This is a genomic window from Nonomuraea sp. PA05 (assembly GCF_008086045.1).
Classification (GTDB): domain Bacteria; phylum Actinomycetota; class Actinomycetes; order Streptosporangiales; family Streptosporangiaceae; genus Nonomuraea; species Nonomuraea monospora.
In genome coordinates, this window is the sequence record NZ_VSEY01000082.1 from 14,772 (window position 1) to 31,177 (window position 16,406).

15 protein-coding genes, 3 tRNA genes and 1 pseudogene are annotated in these 16,406 nt (G+C 70.4%); 14 read left to right on the forward strand and 5 right to left on the reverse strand.

Annotation, left to right across the window (positions count from 1 at the left end):
• Nucleotides 1–40 precede the first annotated feature (40 nt).
• From FXF51_RS58880 to FXF51_RS58895, 4 genes are all read left to right on the forward strand, one after another.
• The gene (locus FXF51_RS58880) at nucleotides 41–697 is read left to right on the forward strand and encodes an ACT domain-containing protein (protein ID WP_148443595.1); all 657 of its coding nucleotides are present in this window, start codon (nucleotides 41–43) and stop codon (nucleotides 695–697) included.
• A gap of 42 nt (nucleotides 698–739) precedes the next feature.
• Nucleotides 740–811: transfer RNA gene (locus tag FXF51_RS58885), tRNA-Gly, on the forward strand.
• Between the two features lie 17 nt (nucleotides 812–828).
• Nucleotides 829–902 (forward strand) — tRNA-Cys (locus tag FXF51_RS58890).
• A 1-nt stretch (nucleotide 903) separates the two neighbouring features.
• Nucleotides 904–978 (forward strand) — tRNA-Val (locus FXF51_RS58895).
• A gap of 44 nt (nucleotides 979–1,022) precedes the next feature.
• Here FXF51_RS58895 and FXF51_RS58900 read toward each other — a convergent pair.
• Nucleotides 1,023–1,841, reverse strand: coding sequence for a hypothetical protein (locus FXF51_RS58900; RefSeq protein ID WP_148443596.1), 819 nt, complete (start codon nucleotides 1,839–1,841; stop codon nucleotides 1,023–1,025).
• Between the two features lie 174 nt (nucleotides 1,842–2,015).
• On the opposite strand from FXF51_RS58900, the gene FXF51_RS58905 reads away from it, so the two are divergent.
• A complete protein-coding gene (locus FXF51_RS58905; protein WP_148443597.1) occupies nucleotides 2,016–3,479 on the forward strand; it encodes a family 43 glycosylhydrolase in 1,464 nt (487 codons plus the stop codon).
• A 149-nt stretch (nucleotides 3,480–3,628) separates the two neighbouring features.
• Nucleotides 3,629–4,612 carry a LacI family DNA-binding transcriptional regulator gene (locus FXF51_RS58910; protein WP_148443611.1) on the forward strand — a complete coding sequence of 328 codons (984 nt, stop codon included), beginning with the start codon at nucleotides 3,629–3,631 and terminating at the stop codon, nucleotides 4,610–4,612.
• Here FXF51_RS58910 and FXF51_RS58915 read toward each other — a convergent pair.
• Nucleotides 4,609–6,102 (reverse strand): alpha-N-arabinofuranosidase, encoded by a 1,494-nt coding sequence (locus tag FXF51_RS58915; protein WP_148443598.1) that lies wholly within the window; start codon nucleotides 6,100–6,102, stop codon nucleotides 4,609–4,611. The genes FXF51_RS58910 and FXF51_RS58915 overlap by 4 nt on opposite strands.
• 307 nt (nucleotides 6,103–6,409) lie before the next feature.
• Between FXF51_RS58915 and FXF51_RS58920 the strand changes: the two genes are divergently transcribed.
• Genes FXF51_RS58920 through FXF51_RS58930 form a run of 3 tightly spaced genes read left to right on the forward strand, consistent with a single transcriptional unit; the run spans nucleotide 6,410 to nucleotide 9,491 of the window.
• The gene (locus FXF51_RS58920; RefSeq protein ID WP_262380634.1) at nucleotides 6,410–7,741 is read left to right on the forward strand and encodes an extracellular solute-binding protein; all 1,332 of its coding nucleotides are present in this window, start codon (nucleotides 6,410–6,412) and stop codon (nucleotides 7,739–7,741) included.
• A complete protein-coding gene (locus tag FXF51_RS58925) occupies nucleotides 7,741–8,661 on the forward strand; it encodes a carbohydrate ABC transporter permease (RefSeq protein ID WP_148443600.1) in 921 nt (306 codons plus the stop codon). Before FXF51_RS58920 ends, FXF51_RS58925 begins: the two co-directional genes overlap by 1 nt.
• Nucleotides 8,658–9,491: a carbohydrate ABC transporter permease gene (locus FXF51_RS58930; RefSeq protein ID WP_148443601.1), complete on the forward strand. Its 834-nt coding sequence runs from the start codon at nucleotides 8,658–8,660 to the stop codon at nucleotides 9,489–9,491. The genes FXF51_RS58925 and FXF51_RS58930 overlap by 4 nt, the downstream gene beginning before the upstream one ends.
• Here FXF51_RS58930 and FXF51_RS58935 read toward each other — a convergent pair.
• Both FXF51_RS58935 and FXF51_RS58940 read right to left on the reverse strand, forming a co-directional pair.
• Nucleotides 9,485–9,787 (reverse strand): glyoxalase/bleomycin resistance/dioxygenase family protein, encoded by a 303-nt coding sequence (locus FXF51_RS58935; protein ID WP_148443602.1) that lies wholly within the window; start codon nucleotides 9,785–9,787, stop codon nucleotides 9,485–9,487. The genes FXF51_RS58930 and FXF51_RS58935 overlap by 7 nt on opposite strands.
• A gap of 58 nt (nucleotides 9,788–9,845) precedes the next feature.
• On the reverse strand, nucleotides 9,846–10,532 hold the full coding sequence (locus tag FXF51_RS58940; RefSeq protein ID WP_148443603.1) for a DUF6348 family protein: 687 nt from the start codon (nucleotides 10,530–10,532) through the stop codon (nucleotides 9,846–9,848).
• 223 nt (nucleotides 10,533–10,755) lie between these two features.
• On the opposite strand from FXF51_RS58940, the gene FXF51_RS58945 reads away from it, so the two are divergent.
• The 3 genes from FXF51_RS58945 to FXF51_RS58955 all read left to right on the forward strand — a co-directional run bounded on the left by FXF51_RS58945 (nucleotide 10,756) and on the right by FXF51_RS58955 (nucleotide 14,102).
• Nucleotides 10,756–11,934 (forward strand): glycosyltransferase family 4 protein, encoded by a 1,179-nt coding sequence (locus FXF51_RS58945; RefSeq protein ID WP_148443604.1) that lies wholly within the window; start codon nucleotides 10,756–10,758, stop codon nucleotides 11,932–11,934.
• 176 nt (nucleotides 11,935–12,110) lie between these two features.
• A complete protein-coding gene (locus FXF51_RS58950) occupies nucleotides 12,111–12,998 on the forward strand; it encodes a D-alanyl-D-alanine carboxypeptidase family protein (RefSeq protein WP_148443605.1) in 888 nt (295 codons plus the stop codon).
• A gap of 42 nt (nucleotides 12,999–13,040) precedes the next feature.
• Nucleotides 13,041–14,102: a WD40/YVTN/BNR-like repeat-containing protein gene (locus FXF51_RS58955; protein WP_148443606.1), complete on the forward strand. Its 1,062-nt coding sequence runs from the start codon at nucleotides 13,041–13,043 to the stop codon at nucleotides 14,100–14,102.
• A gap of 31 nt (nucleotides 14,103–14,133) precedes the next feature.
• Here FXF51_RS58955 and FXF51_RS58960 read toward each other — a convergent pair whose 3' ends face one another.
• On the reverse strand, nucleotides 14,134–14,763 hold the full coding sequence (locus FXF51_RS58960; RefSeq protein ID WP_148443607.1) for an alpha-ketoglutarate-dependent dioxygenase AlkB: 630 nt from the start codon (nucleotides 14,761–14,763) through the stop codon (nucleotides 14,134–14,136).
• Nucleotides 14,764–14,934: 171 nt separating this feature from the next.
• Between FXF51_RS58960 and FXF51_RS58965 the strand changes: the two genes are divergently transcribed.
• Both FXF51_RS58965 and FXF51_RS61665 read left to right on the forward strand, forming a co-directional pair.
• Complete coding sequence (locus tag FXF51_RS58965) at nucleotides 14,935–15,702, forward strand: VOC family protein (RefSeq protein WP_148443608.1); 768 nt, start codon at nucleotides 14,935–14,937, stop codon at nucleotides 15,700–15,702.
• 324 nt (nucleotides 15,703–16,026) lie between these two features.
• Nucleotides 16,027–16,406: pseudogene (locus tag FXF51_RS61665) on the forward strand (MFS transporter); the annotation flags it as partial.

The window sequence follows — 16,406 nt, forward strand, 5'->3', positions numbered from 1 at the left end:
CGGATAGTCTGTGACCGGCATCTTCGGTTGAGGGGGATGGATGCTTCTTCGAGTGCGCGTGGCGCTGCCCGACAGGCCGGGCTCCCTGGCGCAGGTCACCAAGGTCCTGGGCGTGGCGGGCGCCGACATCACGCAGGTGACGGTGCTCGACCGGGGCGCCGGCCAGGCCGTCGACGACATCACCGTCTTCTGCCCCGACAGCACGCCCCGCCAGGCCCTGCTCAAGAGCCTGCAGAGCGTCGAGGGCGTGACGGTCGAAGGCATCTGGACCACCCGCGAGGCGCCGGGCACGTACCCGGAGCTGGAGATACTGAAGTACATCACCACGGCGGGCGACCGCGCGCTGACCACGCTCGTCGACTCGCTCCCTGTCCTGTTCAGCGCCGACTGGGCGGCCACCGCCGCCGACCGCCGCCTCGTCTACGCGAGCTGGCGCGCCCCGCACGACCTGGCCATCCCGGACGAGGTCCCCGCCCGCCCCACGGCCGTGACGCGGGACGGCGGCCTGCACCTCATCCACGCCCCGCTCCCCCCGCTGGCGCTGTCCCTCCTGCTGGCCCGCTCGGAGGGCCCGGCCTTCCACCGCATCGAGGTCCACCGACTGACGCGGATCCTGGAGATCTTCCTCAGCCTCCCCGCCACCGAACGCAGCGTGGCCCGCCAGCTCCGCAAGGAGGGCCGGCAGGCGCACGAGTAAGCATCCGGTCGAGAAACGCGCTATTGTTAACCAGGCAACAGCGCGGAAGTGGCTCAGTGGTAGAGCATCACCTTGCCAAGGTGAGGGTCGCGGGTTCGAATCCCGTCTTCCGCTCGGAGAGGGTTTGACTCGGTGGCGTGGCCGAGAGGCGAGGCAGCGGCCTGCAAAGCCGTCCACACGGGTTCAAATCCCGTCGCCACCTCCAAGGACGATTAGCTCAGCGGGAGAGCGCTTCCCTGACACGGAAGAGGTCACTGGTTCAATCCCAGTATCGTCCACCATTCGCGACAGACCCCGGTCTCTTCGAGTCCGGGGTTTTCCATGCTCAGCGCCCGCAACGCTGGGTCCACCGCTTGCCGACGAAGACGTTGCGGCACCTCTTCGAGGTCGAGCCGAGAGCGCCGTCCTCGGTCCTGGTGCACACGCCGTTGACGGTCTCCGTGCAGCGGTTGGTCTGCACGCACTGGCCGTTGACGGTCGAGGTGCAGTACTCCTCTTCTTGCTCTCCCTCTTCCTCCTCCTGCGCGGGGGCGTCGGCGTCCTTGTAGCCGATCGCCGCGTCCACGGCGTCCCCGCCCTTCCTGCGCGCGCGGTACGGGTCCTCGTACGGCACTGTGAAGAAGGAGCCTTCCTCCGCCTTCTTCCCGATGGGCGGCACGTATCCGTCCATGCGGATGTAGTACCAGTCGTAGCCCTTCTCGCCGTGGTCGCAGTTGACGTCCGAGGCCCTGACGCGCGTGCGCTTCAGGGTGCACACCTCCACATGGTCCACGTACTCGTCCTCGATCATCACGGCCCTGCCGAGGCCGCCCTTCGCGGGCGCGCGGTAGGTGATGCCGTCCGGCCGTTTGAACGAGCCCTTCTTCGCCTTCTTGCCCGTGGCGGGAACTTGCTCGTCCACCGAGAGGAAGTACCAGGCGTGACCCGGCTCAGCGTCGTCGCACGGCCGGTTACTGACCCTGACCCGTGTCTTCTTGCGGGCGCAGATCTGGATGAACTCGTCGTTCCCGCCGTCGCCGGCCATCTCCAGGGAGGGGCTGAAGTAGGGAGTGGGGCTGTAGGTCGTGGGCACGGGTGCGGGCGGCGTGGCCGCGCATCCGGTGATCAGGACGGCGATCGCGGCCAGGAAGGCTAATCGGGACAAGGATTCCTCTTTCGCCTAGGGATCATCAGGCTGATCAACAATAGGGAGCGCAGTTGGGGTTCCAACAGAGAGGTGAAAGTTTCAGTTGCCGTTGACACTCCCTACGTGAGCGCTAACAATCGCGGCACCTCCGCAAAACCGCCGCGAAATGTTAGCGCTACCAAGGAGTCCCGCATGCTCCGCAGAATCCTGGCAGCCCTGTCACTCCTCCTCTTAGCCCTGGTGGTCCCCGGCACCGCGCCGGCCCAGGCGGCCACCTCCTACACCAACCCCATCAAGTCCCAGAAGGGCGCCGACCCCTGGCTGACCTGGTACGACGGCAACTACTACCTGATCACCACCAGCTTCACCAACACCCTGGTCGTCCGCCGCTCCCCCACCCTCGGCGGCCTCGGCACCGCCCCCAGCATCCAGGTCTGGCAGGACACCACCACCTCCCGCGGCACCAACTTCTGGGCCCCTGAGCTGCACCAGTTCAACGGCCGCTGGTACATCTACTACTCGGCCGGCGCGGTCGGCGCCGCCTGCTGCGACAGCCAGCGCACCCACGTGCTGGAGAGCGCGGGCAGCGACCCCCTCGGGCCGTACACGTACCGGAGCATGCTGTCCGGCTCCAACCTCACGCCGGGCGGCTGGCTGATCGACGCCAGCCCGATGACCTTGAACGGTTCCCTGTACCTGCTCGGCAGCGGCTTCATCGCGGGCAGCCAGCAGAGCCTGGTGATCGCGCCGATGAGCAACCCGTACACGCTGAGCTCCAGCACGTTCAGCCGGATCTCCAGCCCCACCTACAGCTGGGAGACGCAGGGCGGGACGGTCAACGAGGGGCCGGAGGCGCTGCAACGCGGCGGGCAGACGTTCGTGATCTACTCGGCCAGCGCCTGCTGGGGGCCCGACTACAAGCTCGGGCAGCTCACCCACAACGGCGGCAACCCGCTCAGCGCGTCGAGCTGGGTGAAGAAGGCGACGCCGGTGTTCCAGCGCTCGGGCAACGTGTACGGCCCCGGCCACAACGGCTTCTTCACCTCACCCAACGGCGCCGAGAACTGGATCGTCTACCACGCCAACAGCTCCAGCGGCGGCGGGTGCGACAACAACCGCACGACCCGGGCACAGAAGTTCACCTGGAACTCGGACGGCACGCCGAACTTCGGCACCCCCGTCGCCACCGGCGCCTCCCTGGCCGCGCCCGCCGGTGAGACGGCGGCCACGCCCACGGCGTACACGCTGGTCAACCGCAACAGCGGCAAGTGCCTGGAGGTCGCGGGCGGCGGGACGGCGGACGGCGCGAACATCCAGCAATGGACCTGCAACGGCGGCGCCAACCAGCGGTGGCGCGTCGAGGACCAGGCCGACGACACCAGCCGGCTGGTGAACGTGGCCACCGGCAAGGTCGCCGACATCGCCAACTGCGCCGCCGCCGACGGCACCGACATCCGGCAGTGGAGCTGGCTGAACAACACGTGCCAGCGGTTCCGGCTCGTGTACACGGCGTCCGGGGGATGGGTGCGGATCGTCAACGCGGCCACCGGCAAGGTCGCGGACGTGGCCGACTGCGGGACGGCGGACGGCACCGACGTGCGGCAGTGGAGCTGGCTCAACAACAACTGCCAGCAGTGGTCCATCCGGCCCGTCTGACACGCGGCGGACGACCTGGCGGGCGCGGTCCAGGCGCCCGCCCGGCGACCCGCGCATAATGATCGCGCGCTTGCCCCCTCCGCCTGTTAGCGTTACCGCTGAGGGGGTGAGCCGCGGTGAAATCCAAACCGGGCAGGCCTGCGGTGCTCATGGACGTCGCCGTGCTCGCCGGAGTCTCCACGATGACCGTTTCGCGCGTGCTCAACACGCCCGATCTCGTACGCGCCGAGACCAGGGCCCGCGTGCTGGCCGCCGTCCGCGAGCTGGACTACCGGCCCAACCAGGCCGCCCGCCAGCTCGTCACCGGCCGCTCCGGCGTGCTCGGCGTGGTCAGCATCGACACCACCCTGTACGGCCCCGCCTCCACGCTCTACTGCATCGAGCAGGCCGCCCGGCACGCCGGTTACAACGTCAGCATCGCCAGCCTCAGCTCGCTCAACCGCAGGTCGATGGAGGAAGGCGTGCAGCGGCTGCGCACGCAGGCGGTCGACGGCGTGATCATCGTCGCGCCGCACGAGTCGGCCGCCGACGGGCTGCGTCACCTGCCGCCCGAGATGCCCGTCGTCGCGGTGGACGCCGGCGACGACATCCCCGTCCCCGTGGCCAAGGTGGACCAGCAGGCCGGCGCCGCCCGCGTCACCCGCCACCTGCTCAGCCTCGGCCACCACAGCGTGTGGCACGTGGCGGGGCCCGCCGACTGGCTCGACGCCAACGGCCGCATCGAGGGCTGGCGCAGCGTGCTGGAGTCGGCGGGCCGGCCGGTGCCCGAGGTGCTGCGCGGCGACTGGAGCTCCCGCTCCGGCTACCAGCTCGGCCGCCGCCTCGCCACCGAACCCGAGGTCACCGCCGTGTTCGTGGCCAACGACCAGATGGCGCTGGGCGTGCTGCGGGCGCTGCGGGAGGCGGGGCGGCGGGTGCCTGAGGACGTGAGCGTGGCGGGGTTCGACGACATCCCCGAGTCCGCGTACTTCTGGCCGCCGCTGACGACCGTACGGCAGGACTTCGGTGAGGTCGGGCGGCACGCGTTCCACATGCTGCTGGACCGGATGGCGGGGGCCGAGCCGGAGGCGCGGCGGCTGGTCGAGCCCGAGCTGGTCGTCCGCGAGAGCACCGGCGCCGCGCCCGCGCGTTAGGCCAGCCGGATCACGTTCCACGACACCGGAGGCAGCAGGACCCGCAACGGATCGGCCTCCACGTCCGCATTCGCCCGCGGCGTGATCCGCCCGGGCTCGTCAGCCGAATTACCGGCATAGACGTCCGGGTCGGTCAGTGTGCTGGCCTCGACGATGCGGACGCCACCGAGCGCCCGGGCGTCGATCTCCAGCGACAGCGGTGTGTCCACCGACCGGTTGACGGCGAACAGCGTGGTGCCCTCCGTGGCGGAGTGGGTGGCGACCGCGTGCAGCAGCGGCACCTCTCCGTACGCCTTCGTCTCGTACACCGGCGAGTCCGGCTCGACGCGCAGCACGTCGCCGGCCGCGTGGCGGGACGCCTGGGCGAAGGGGTGGAAGGTGGTCTGGCGCCAGGCGCGCCCGCCGGGTTCGGTCATGATGGGCGCGATGACGTTCACGAGCTGGGCGAGGGAGGCGGCGGTGACGCGGTCGCTGTTGCGCAGCAGGGTGATCAGCAGGCCGCCGAACGTCACGGCGTCGGCCAGGTGGTAGTGGTCCTCCAGCAGGGGCGGGGCGACGGGCCAGTCCTGCGGGGCGCCGGCGTCCTGGAAACGGGAGAGATACCAGACGTTCCACTCGTCGAACGAGATGTTGATCTTCTTGCGGGACTTGAGGCGGGCGCCGACGCTGTCGGCGGTGGCCACGACGGAGGAGATGAAGTACTCCATGTCGGTCGAGCTGGCCAGGAAGCTGCCGAGGTCGCCGTCCCGCTCCTCGTAGTAGGCGTGGCAGGAGATGTAGTCGACCAGGTCGTAGGTCTCCTCCAGCACCTCGGCCTCCCACGTGCCGAACGTGGGCATGCTGGAGCTGGAGCTGCCGCAGGCGACGAGTTCGAGTGCCGGGTCGATCATGCGCATGGCGCGGGCGGTCTCGGCGGCCAGCCTGCCGTATTCGCGGGCCGTCTTGTGGCCGGTCTGCCAGGGGCCGTCCATCTCGTTGCCCAGGCACCACATCCTGATGTCGTGCGGCTCCTTGGCGTCGTTGGTGACGCGCAGGTCGGACAGGGTGGTGCCGGAGGGGTGGTTGGCGTATTCGAGCAGGTCGAGGGCTTCGGCGATGCCGCGGGTGCCGAGGTTGACGGCCATCATGGGCTCCACGCCGGCCTTGCGGCACCAGCGGACGAACTCGTCGACGCCGACCTCGTTCGTCTCGGTGCTGTGCCAGGCCAGGTCGAGCCGGCGCGGGCGCTGGGCGACCGGGCCGATGCCGTCCTCCCAGCGGTAGCCGGAGACGAAGTTGCCGCCCGGGTAGCGGACGGTGGAGACGCCCAGCTCCCTGGTCAGGTCGAGGACGTCGCGGCGGAAGCCGTCCTCGTCGGCCGTGGGGTGGCCGGGCTCGTGGATGCCGGTGTACACGCAGCGGCCGAGGTGCTCCACGAACGTGCCGAAGGTGCGCCGCCGTACTGGGGCGACCTTGAAGGCGGGGTCGAGGGTGAGTCTGGCCTGATGCACGGAGGGAGCTCCCTGTTTCTCGGGCGTTACGTGGTTCCCGATTGTTAGCGTTATCACTGGAGCGGGTCAAGGGGTTGCGGGCCGCCGCAACCGGTTGCGGGCGGACCCTTGACAGGCTGCTTGTTACCGCTAACACTCGGGTAACCCCGCAGAAACAACGGGGTCCGCGCGGTGGCCTCCGTGACCCGGACGGCTCGCCCTATCGCCTTCGCGCCGTGCGCGGAAGGCCCATTCATGGCTGCCCTGAACCTCCTGGATGTTAGCGAGAACATGGCCAAGCGATAGCTCGGTGAAGGAAGAGGCCCCAGTGCACGGTCCCCCCGATATCACCCGCCGGCACCTTCTCGGCGGCAGCCTCGCACTGCTCGGTGCCGCCGCCACGGGATGCGCGATCCCCGTGGGGCTCGGTTCGTCCCAGACCCGCGTGCAGTACTGGCACTTCCTCGGCGCCAGCGACGGCATCATCATGAACCAGATGGTCCAGGCGTTCGCCAAGGACGCCCCCGGCATCTTCGTCGAGGAGAACGTGCTCGCCTGGGGCGAGCCGTACTACACCAAGATCGCCATGGCGGGCTCCGGCGGGCGCTCGCCCGACCTGGCCACCTTCCACCTGGCCCGGCTGGCCGGGATGGGCGCGGGGCGGATCCTCGACCCCATCAACACCAAGCTGATGGAGGAGGTCGGCCTGCGGGCGACCGATTTCAGCCCGCCGATCTGGGAGCGTGCCCAGCTCGACGGCGTCCTGTACGCCATCCCCTTCGACGCCCACCCGATGGTGCTGTACTACAACACCGACCTGTGCGGGAAGGCCGGTGTGCTCGGCCCTGACGGCAAGCTCACCCCTACCAAGGGCGTGGACGAGCTGATCGCCCAGCTGAACAAGGTCAAGCAGGTGATGGGCGGCAAGCCGCCGCTCGCCTTCGACGCGCTCGGCCTGGGCACCGTGGGCCCCTGGCGCGTGTGGTGGTCGCTGTACTCGCAGAGCGGCGGGTCCCTCCTCACGCCGGACAACACCAAGATCGCCATCGACGACGCCAAGGCCCTCGACGCGTTGCGACTCATGCGGCGGCTCGGCGAGGAAGGGCTGTGCGACTGGCGTACGGACTACGGCGCCTCCGTCGCCAAATTCACCAACGGCGAGGCGGCGTTCCTGTGGAACGGCGACTGGGAGACCACCGGGCTGAAGGACCGCAAGACGCCGTTCAGCATGACCCGCTTCCCCAGCGTCTTCGGCGGATGGTCTGCGCAGGCCGACTGCCACGCCTTCGTGCTACCGCACCAGCGCGCCCGAGATCCCGAGGTGGAGCGGGCGACGTACGAGTTCATCGCCTACCTGGTCAAGAACAGCGCCGACTGGGCGGTGGCCGGGCACGTGCCCGCGTACCTGCCGGCGCTGGAGGAGCCCGACTACCTCGCGCTGCAGCCACAGTCGGAATACCGCTCGGTGATCACCGAGGTCGCGCTCGACCCGCAGGCGTGGTTCGCCGGCTCGGCCTCGCGCATGTGGATCGAGTTCGGTGAGGCGTTCTCCCCGATCATCGGCGGGTCGCGCACGCCCGAGGACGGCCTGGCCGCCGCCAAGGCCGCGATGAACCGGCTGCTGACCGCGCCGAACCCCTTCCCCGACGAGGAGCGCTGATGACGACCACCGTCGCCGCCCCGCCGACCGCCGCCCCCGTCGCCACGCCCAAGGTCCGGCGCGGCTGGACCCAGCACGGGATGGTGTTCGTCGCGCCGTTCCTGCTGATCTACGTGGCCTTCCTGGTCTGGCCGACGCTGCTCGGCTTCCAGATGAGCCTGTCGAGCGTGAACATCGCCGGCGGCAACAACCACTTCGTCGCCTTCGACAACTACCTGGAGGCGTTCGGCGACCCGCGCATGTGGCGCTCGCTGTGGAACACGGTGCTCTTCACCGTGCTGAGCACGATCCCGCTGGTGTTCCTCGGGCTGGTGTTCGCGCTGCTGGTGCACAACCTGCGGTTCGTGCAGTGGCTGTGGCGGCTGTCGTTCTTCGGGCCGTTCCTGCTGCCGTCGGCGGTCGTGTCGATCCTGTGGCTGCAGATGATCTACCCGCCCGACTACGGCCTGATCAACGGCACGCTCGGCACCGACGTGCTGTGGCTGGGCGACCCGGCCGTGGCCATGTGGTCGATGGTGCTGACCACCGTCTGGTGGACGGTCGGCTTCAACTTCCTGCTCTACCTGGCCGCCCTGCAGTCGATCCCGCAGCACCTGTACGAGGCCGCCGCCATCGACGGCGCCTCCGCCTGGGACAAGCTCCGCTCCATCACCCTGCCGCTGCTCGGCCGCACCACCGCGCTCATCGTGGTGCTGCAGCTGGTGGCGTCGCTGAAGGTGTTCGACCAGATCTACCTGATGACGGGCGGCGGGCCGCAGGACTCCACCCGGCCGATCATCGAGTACGCCTACGACGTCGGCTTCACCGGTTACCGCACCGGCTACGCCTCGGCCGTGTCGTACATCCTGTTCGCCCTGATCGTCATCGTCTCCCTGGGCCAGCTCCGGCTGTTCCGCAAGCGCGAGGAGGCCGCGTCGTGACCAAGCGGTTCAGCGTCAGCCAGCTCATCCTGCTCGTCATCGCCCTGATCCTGGCGGCCATCTGGCTCGCCCCGGTCCTCTGGGCCGTGGCCACCTCGCTCAAGCCGGAGGAGGAGACCACCAAGCTGCCGCTGCAGTGGTTCGGCAGCGAGATCACCTTCGACTCGTACGCGCTGGTGCTGGGCACCGGCGGCATCGTCAAGTGGGCGATCAACTCGACGGTCACCGCGGTGATCGTCACGTTCCTGACCGTGCTGTTCTCCGCGATGGCGGCGTACGGGTTCGCGCGCACCCAGTTCAGGGGCCAGCGGGTGCTGCTGGCGCTGATCCTGGCCGGGATCATGGTGCCGCCGCAGGTGCTGATCGCGCCGCTGTTCGCGGAGATGGTCACGCTGGGGCTGGTGGACACCTGGTGGGCCATCATCCTGCCGCAGGTGGCGGCGCCGCTGATCGTCTACATCCTGGTCAAGTTCTTCCAGGACGTGCCGCCCGAGCTGGAGCAGGCCGCCTTCGTGGACGGGGCCGGGCGGTGGCGGGTCTTCTTCACCATCGTGCTGCCGCTGTCACGGCCGGTGCTGGCCGCCGTGTCGATCTTCACGTTCATCAACACCTGGAACAACTTCCTGTGGCCGTTCCTGGTCTCCACCGACCCGAACACGATGACGCTGCCGGTCGGGCTGGCGAACGTGGTGCAGGGGACGTTCGGGCTCCGGTACGCGCAGATCATGGCGTCGGTGGTGCTGGCCGGGCTGCCGCTGCTGGTCGTGTTCGTGATGTTCCAGCGGCAGATCGTCCGGGGCGTGGCGCACACGGGCCTCGCCGGTCAGTGAGCGTCGCGCACGAGGACCTCGACGGCGCGCCCGTCGGGGTCCTCCAGCACGTGGCTGCCCGCCTTGAGCCCCTGCAGGCCGTCCACCTCGAAGCCGAGCCGCAACCGTCCGGTCCGCCGGTCGGGGGCGGCCGGGTAGAGCTCGACCACCAGCCCGTCGTCCAGCACCGCGGCGTAGTGCCGGGGGCCGTCGCCGTGCTGCTCGGGCCGGAAGTCCAGGCCGAGTGAGCCGTAGAACGCCCGGCATTCCTCGACCCGGCCGGTGTAGATCACGATGAGGTTCGCCCGCAGCGCCATCTGGCCAGGCTAACGGCTCTTGATCATGTGCGGGCGCGCGGGTCGCTCCCCCTGCGAGTCATTCCTGATGGACGAGCAGGACGAACGTGCGGGCGTACGAGACGCCGCCTGCCGGCCTGGGCCACTCCAGCTCGGCCAGCGCCCGCGACCCCGCCTCGTGACGGACGCCGTTCACCCGGACCTCGGCCGTCTCCGAGCCGTCCCCGCCGCCGAAGAACGCCTTCACCCCCACCAGGTGCTCCCGTTCGAGGGTGCCCTTGAGCGCCGGCGCCAGATGCGGCAGCAGGACGTGCTGGACCGCCCACCGCTGCACCGAGTCGTGCTCGTCGCCCGTGCCCCAGCCGACGATGCCGCCGTGGATGGCGTGCCAGCCGGGGAAGCCGTCGGGGTCGTCCGGGGCGAAGTGGGCCGCGTGGGAGCCGTCCTGGACGACCAGCTCCAGCAGGGCGCCGCCGGTCGTGCCGAGCCACATCCGGATCGCCCGGTCCACGGACTCCTCGACGGTGGCGCCGTAGCCGGTCACGCAGTCGGAGACGGTGGTGTCCTGCGGGCGGTCGGCGTTGAGCACGAAGTCGAGGTCGAGGTGGGCGGGGCTGCCGGTGTGGTCGGCGCCGAGGCGGACGGCGAGCGTGCCGGGGCCCTTGGCCTGGCCGTCGCGGACCTCCCACGGCTGTCCCGTGGCGGCGCTCAGGTGCTCGGCGACCCTGCCGAGAACCACCTCGTCCGCCGGCCGTACGCCGTCCATGCCGCACCCCTCGCCTCGCGCTCGCCTCGTCACCCGCCAGGCTAGTTGATCATCCTGCGCGCGGGTGGCGAACCTGGCGGCTGCCGGGAGCCCCTGCTTCCGCGTTGCCAGGGAACTACCAGGAACGCCGAGTAGTCTGCCTCTGCATGAATCGGCCCCGAGTTCCCGTTCCCGCTGGTCCGGACGCCGGAGTGCCCGGCCGCGCACGTCGTGAGCGCCGCCCGTGAAGATCCGCTACCTCATGCTGCACGCCTTCGGCATGGGCGGCACCATCCGCACGGTGGTCAACCAGGCGAACGCGATGGCCGCCGCCGGCCACGACGTCGAGCTGGTGAGCCTGGTACGGCGGCGCGAGAACCCCCAGTTCAGTCTGGACCCCCGGATCACCGTCAGCACCCTGGTCGACCAGCGCGGCGGCCGTCAGCCCGACTCGGTGGCGCGCAAGGCCTGGCGCCGGGTGCGCGGGAAGATCGTGCCGCGCGGCGAGTTCGCGGCCGACTACTTCACCGAGCGGGTGGAGTGGGCCGCCATGGAGTACGTCTCGGGGCTGCGTGACGGCATCCTGGTCACCACCCGGCCCGCGCTCAACCTGATCTCCGCCCGGCGCGCCCACCAGACGGTCATCCGGGTCGCGCAGGAGCACATGAACCTGTCGGCCTACCCCGACACCATCCGCAGGGAGATCACCCGCTACTACGACCGTTTCGACGCGATCACCGTGCTGACCAGGACGAACCGCCTGGAGTACCAACGGCTGCTGCCCAGGACCCCGATCGTGCAGATCCCGAACGCGGTGCACAAGGTCGAGCAGCGGCCGTCCCGGCAGGTCGAGCCCGTGGTGATCGCGGCCGGGCGGCTGGTGCCGCAGAAGGGGTTCGATCTGCTGATCGAGGCGTTCGCGCAGGTGGTGACGGAGCATCCGGAGTGGCGGCTGCGCATCTTCGGCACCGGGCCGCGCAAGGCGCAGCTCGCCGGGCTCATCGAGCAGTACGGGCTGGGCGAGCACGTGTCGCTGCCCGGCCGTACGGACCGGCTGGAGCAGGAGCTGACCGACGCCTCCGTGTACGCGCTGAGCTCCCGCTTCGAGGGGCTGCCCATGGTGATGATCGAGGCGATGACGCACGCGCTGCCCGTGGTCGCCTTCGACTGCCCGACGGGGCCGAAGGACGTGCTGACCGACGGGGTGGACGGCGTGCTGGTGCCGCCACGGGACGTGGACGCGCTGGCCGCCGCGCTGAACCGGGTCATCGCCGACCGGGAGCTGCGGGTGCGGATGGGGCGGGCGGCGCGCAGGACGTCGCGGGCGTACGGGCCCGAGCAGGTGATGCCGTTGTGGGAGGACCTGTTCTCCGAGCTGGCGGCGGGCGAGCGCGTCGCGGACAATTTCTGGCATGGACGCTGACCGCCGTACTTCGGCGGATCGACCTGCGGGTCCTCGGGGGCGTGGCACGCCTCTAGCCGCGATTTTTTACCTTTTTTCCGCTTTCTCGGCGCTGTAGGGGTTTTCGGGGCGTTAAGTCACGAAATTTGGCGCTTTTTGGTCAAAACCACCCCAAGGCGGGCGGCATTCTGTGCCCCATGCGTCATCGGAAAGCTTTTCTGACCGCCATGGCGGGCGCTCTTGCCCTGGTCACAGGGCTGACCAGGCCCGCTTCTGCGCATGCCACCACCCCCTCCACCGCCGTCGCCACTTCCATGGACGGCGACGCGCCCGCCGTATACGGTCGCGCCGCCTACCTCATGGACGCCTCGTCCGGCGAGGTCCTGTACGACAAGAGCGGTATCGAGCGGATGCCGATCGCCAGCCTGACCAAGACCATGACCGCGTACGTGGTGCTGCAGGCCGCCAAGCCCACGGACGTGGTGCGGATCACGCGCGCGGACGTCGCGTACGCGGAGGACGGCGGCGGCACCACCGCCGACCTGCGCCCCGGCGACCGCCTCACGGTCGGCGAGCTGCTCTACGGCCTGATGCTGCCCTCCGGCGCCGACGCCGCCCACGCGCTGGCCCGCGCGTACGGGCCGGGCGTCCAGGGCTTCGTGGCGCGGATGAACGAGACGGCGCGCTCGCTCGGCATGAACGACACCCACTACGTCAACGCCGACGGCCTGCCCACCCCCGGCGGCGACGGCTACTCCACCGCGCGCGACCAGTCCGTCCTGGCGGCCAAGGCGCTGCGGATCCCCCTCATCAAGCAGGTAGCCGGCACCCGCCGGCACGACCTCGACGCCACCGGTGAGCACCGCTCCTACGACTGGAGCAACACCAACCGCCTGCTCGGCACCCCGGGCGCGATCGGGCTGAAGACCGGCTTCACCAGGGCGGCGGGGTACTGCCTGGCGTTCGCGGGCGAGTCGGACGGGCGGGTGCTGGTCGGCGTCCTGCTGGACGAGTCGGTCTCCAGCCGCCGCTTCACCACCGCCTCGGCCCTGCTCTCGTGGGGCACCGCCCACCAGTCCGCCTGACCCCCATGGACCCTGTTGATCCTTTGGGCTAGTTTGCCCGACATGAAGCTTCGAATAGCGTTAGGCGCGCTGTCAGCGTCCCTCCTGCTCGCCGCCCCGCTCCCCGCCCACGCCGCAGGCCCGCCCCGGCTCGGCTGGGAGCTCAAGGACACGGGGGCGACCGCGCGCCTGCGCGGCCTGTCGCCCGTCAGCCGGAACGTGGTGTGGGCCTCGGGCTCGGCCGGGACCGTGCTCAAGACCGTGGACGGCGGACGTACCTGGCAGAACGTCTCCCCGCCCGACACGGCCGCGCTCCAGTTCCGCGACATCGAGGCGTTCGACGCGAACCGTGCCGTCGCCCTGTCCATCGGCGCGGGCACCGACTCGCGCGTCTACCGCACCCAGGACGGCGGCAGGACCTGGGCGGAGACGTTCAGGAACGACGAGCCGCAGGCGTTCTACGACTGCATGGCCTTCTTCGACCACCGCCACGGCCTGGCCATGAGCGACCCGGTCAACGGCCGGTTCCGCATCCTGTCCACGCGAGACGGCGGTCGGAGCTGGCAGGTGCTCCCGGCCGACGGGATGCCGGAGGCGCTGCCGGGCGAGGCGGGGTTCGCGGCCAGCGGGCAGTGCCTGGTCGCCGCGCCTGGCGGGCGGGACGTCTGGCTGGCCAGCGGCGGGGCCTCGCGGGCCCGCGTGTTCCACTCACGCGATCGCGGCCGCACCTGGACGGTCGCCGACGCGCCCATCCCCGGCGGGGACCCGGCCCGCGGCGTCTTCGGGCTCGCCTTCCGCGACCGGCACCGGGGCATCGCCGTCGGTGGCGACTACCGGCCCGAACAGCAGTCGCCGAACGCCGGGGCGGTCAGCCGTGACGGTGGTGACTCCTGGCAGCCGTCGTCCGTGCCGCCGCCTGCTTATCGGTCGGGGGTCGCGTGGCTTCCTCAGCTTCCCTTCGCCGCCGTGGCGGTGGGGCCTTCCGGGAGTGACGTGACGTACTCGGGCGGGAGGGTCTGGGAGAACTTCGACGGGGGGTCGTTCGACACGGTGGCCTGTGCGGGGGACCGGTCGTGCTGGGCGGCGGGAGAGCAGGGGCGGGTCGCCCGGCTGACGGTCAAGTAGGGGCTGCGCGTGTCGCGGCGGCGCGTCGGTGTCAACGCACTCCCCGAGGCCGGAACTGGATGCTGATGCGCGGCCCCGACGGCCGTGAGGTCTTCGGAATCGCATGCTCCCAGGTCCGCTGGCAACTCCCGCCCATCACGATCAAATCCCCATGCCCCAGCTCGTACCGGATCGACCCCCCACCACCCCTGGGCCGCAGCAGAAGAGACCGCGGGCTGCCGACCGACACGATGGCCACCATGGTGTCCTCCGTGCTGCCCCGCCCGATGGTGTCGCCGTGCCACGCCACGCTGTCGCGCCCGTCCCGGTAGAAGCAGAGGCCCGCCGTCCGGAAGGGCTCGCCCAGCTCGGAGCCGTAGTGGCCGTCGAGGGCGCGGCGGGCGTCGGCGAGGATCGGGTCGGGCAAGGGCTCGTTCTCGTCGTAGAACTTGAGCAGCCGCGGCACGTCCACGACCCGGTCGTACATGCGCCGCCGTTCGGCGCGCCACGGCACGTGCTCGGCCAGGCGTTCGAAGAGGGTGTCGGCGCCCGTCAGCCAGGCCGGGCGCAGGTCGATCCAGGCGCCGTGGTCGAGGTGCGTGCGGCGGACGGTGCCGCCGAGCGGCCCGATGCCGAGCTCCTCGTCGAGGGCGAGCAAAGAGGCTTGGAACGCGGCTGTCATGGGGTCGAGTGTATGCGATACTTCAAACACCCATTCGATTTGCGCGAAGGCACCTTTTCGATCGACAGGTCGTGCAACGCTGGGAGGCACCGGATATGAGTGGCGTCGGCCCTCGGCCCGCACCAGAGGTGAAGAGGCCACCCACCGCTTCGTCACGCGAAGGAGCAGGCCATGCTCACCACGCACTACCTACCCGGCTCCCCCTGCTGGGTCGACGTCAGCAGCCCCGACCCCGAGGCGTCGGCCGCCTTCTACACCGGGCTGTTCGGCTGGGATCTCGTCTCGCTGGGTCCCGAGCACAGGAATTACCGCTTCTGCCAGCTCGGCGGGCGGACGGTCGCCGGCATCAGCCCGGAGGGCCCGGCCCGGGGCGCCCCGGCATGGCTGACGTACTTCCAGGCGCCCGACGCCGACACCATGACGAAGGCGATCGAGCAGGCGGGCGGCACCGTCCTGGCGGCGCCTTACGACATCGCGGGGCAGGGGCGGATGGCGCTGTTCGCCGATCCGGCCGGGGCGTCGTTCGCGGTCTGGCAGCCTGGCGCGACCAAGGGGCTGGGGCTGGTCACGGACGCCGGCTCGCTGGGCTGGGTCGAGCTGTACACGCCTGACCCCGTCGGCATCCGCGCGTTCTACCAGTCGGTGTTCGGCTGGCGGATCGAGGACCTGCCGATGGGCGACACGTCGTACCCCGTGATCTCGCCCGCGGAGGGCGACGAGTCGTCGGCGGCGGCCGGGCTCGCGCAGCTCCAGTCCGGTGATCGGCCGCACTGGCTGCCGTACTTCGAGGTGGCCGACTGCGATGCGGCGGTGGCGCTGGCGCAGCGGCTCGGCGCGACGACGCAGACTCAGGCGATGACCACGGAGGGGGTCGGGCGGATGGCGTTCCTGGCCGATCCGTTCGGGGCGCGGTTCGCGGTGATCGCCAGCTCTGCCTGATCGCCGGTTCGGCTTGAGGGGCGGTTCGGCTTGAGGGGCGGCTCGGCCTGAGGGTCGACTCGGCCTGAGGGGCGACTCGGCCTGAGATCGGCTCGGCCTGAGGTCGGCCTCGCCTGAAGGCCGGTTCGGCTTGAGGGTCGGTTCGGTCTGAGGGCCGGTTTGGCTTGAGGGTCGCCGGTGGGCCTGCACGCACGCAGTTCGTGCAGGCCGCCCCTCCCCGGCATGGGTGAACGCCCAGCTCAGGAGCTTGAGCCCGAGTTCTCATTCCCTGGAGGACGCCCGCCTAACGTACGGGGCGGTGCGCGTTCATGTAACGTCCTGACCATGTTGACCCGTTACATGGCCGGGGCCGTGATGGCGCGTACCGGTGATGAGATGTCCGGGCCCGCGCTGCTCGTCACCGGGCTGGCCGTCACCGGGTCGCCGCTGCTGGCCTCGTCGGTGCTGGCAGGGCTGACCGTGTCGGCCGCCGTCGGCGGGCCGCTGCTCGGGGTGCTGCTCGATCGGGCCCGGCGGCCGGGGTGGGTGCTGGGGTGGTGTCTGGCCGGGTACGCGGCCGGGCTGGTGGCTGTGGTCGGCGGGATGGTGGAGGGGGTGCCGGGGGGCGTTCTGGTGGGGGTCGCGGTGGTGACCGGGCTGCTCGGGCCGGCGCTCACGGGTGGGTGGACGGCGCAGCTTCCCCTGGTGGTGACGGGGGGTGAGGG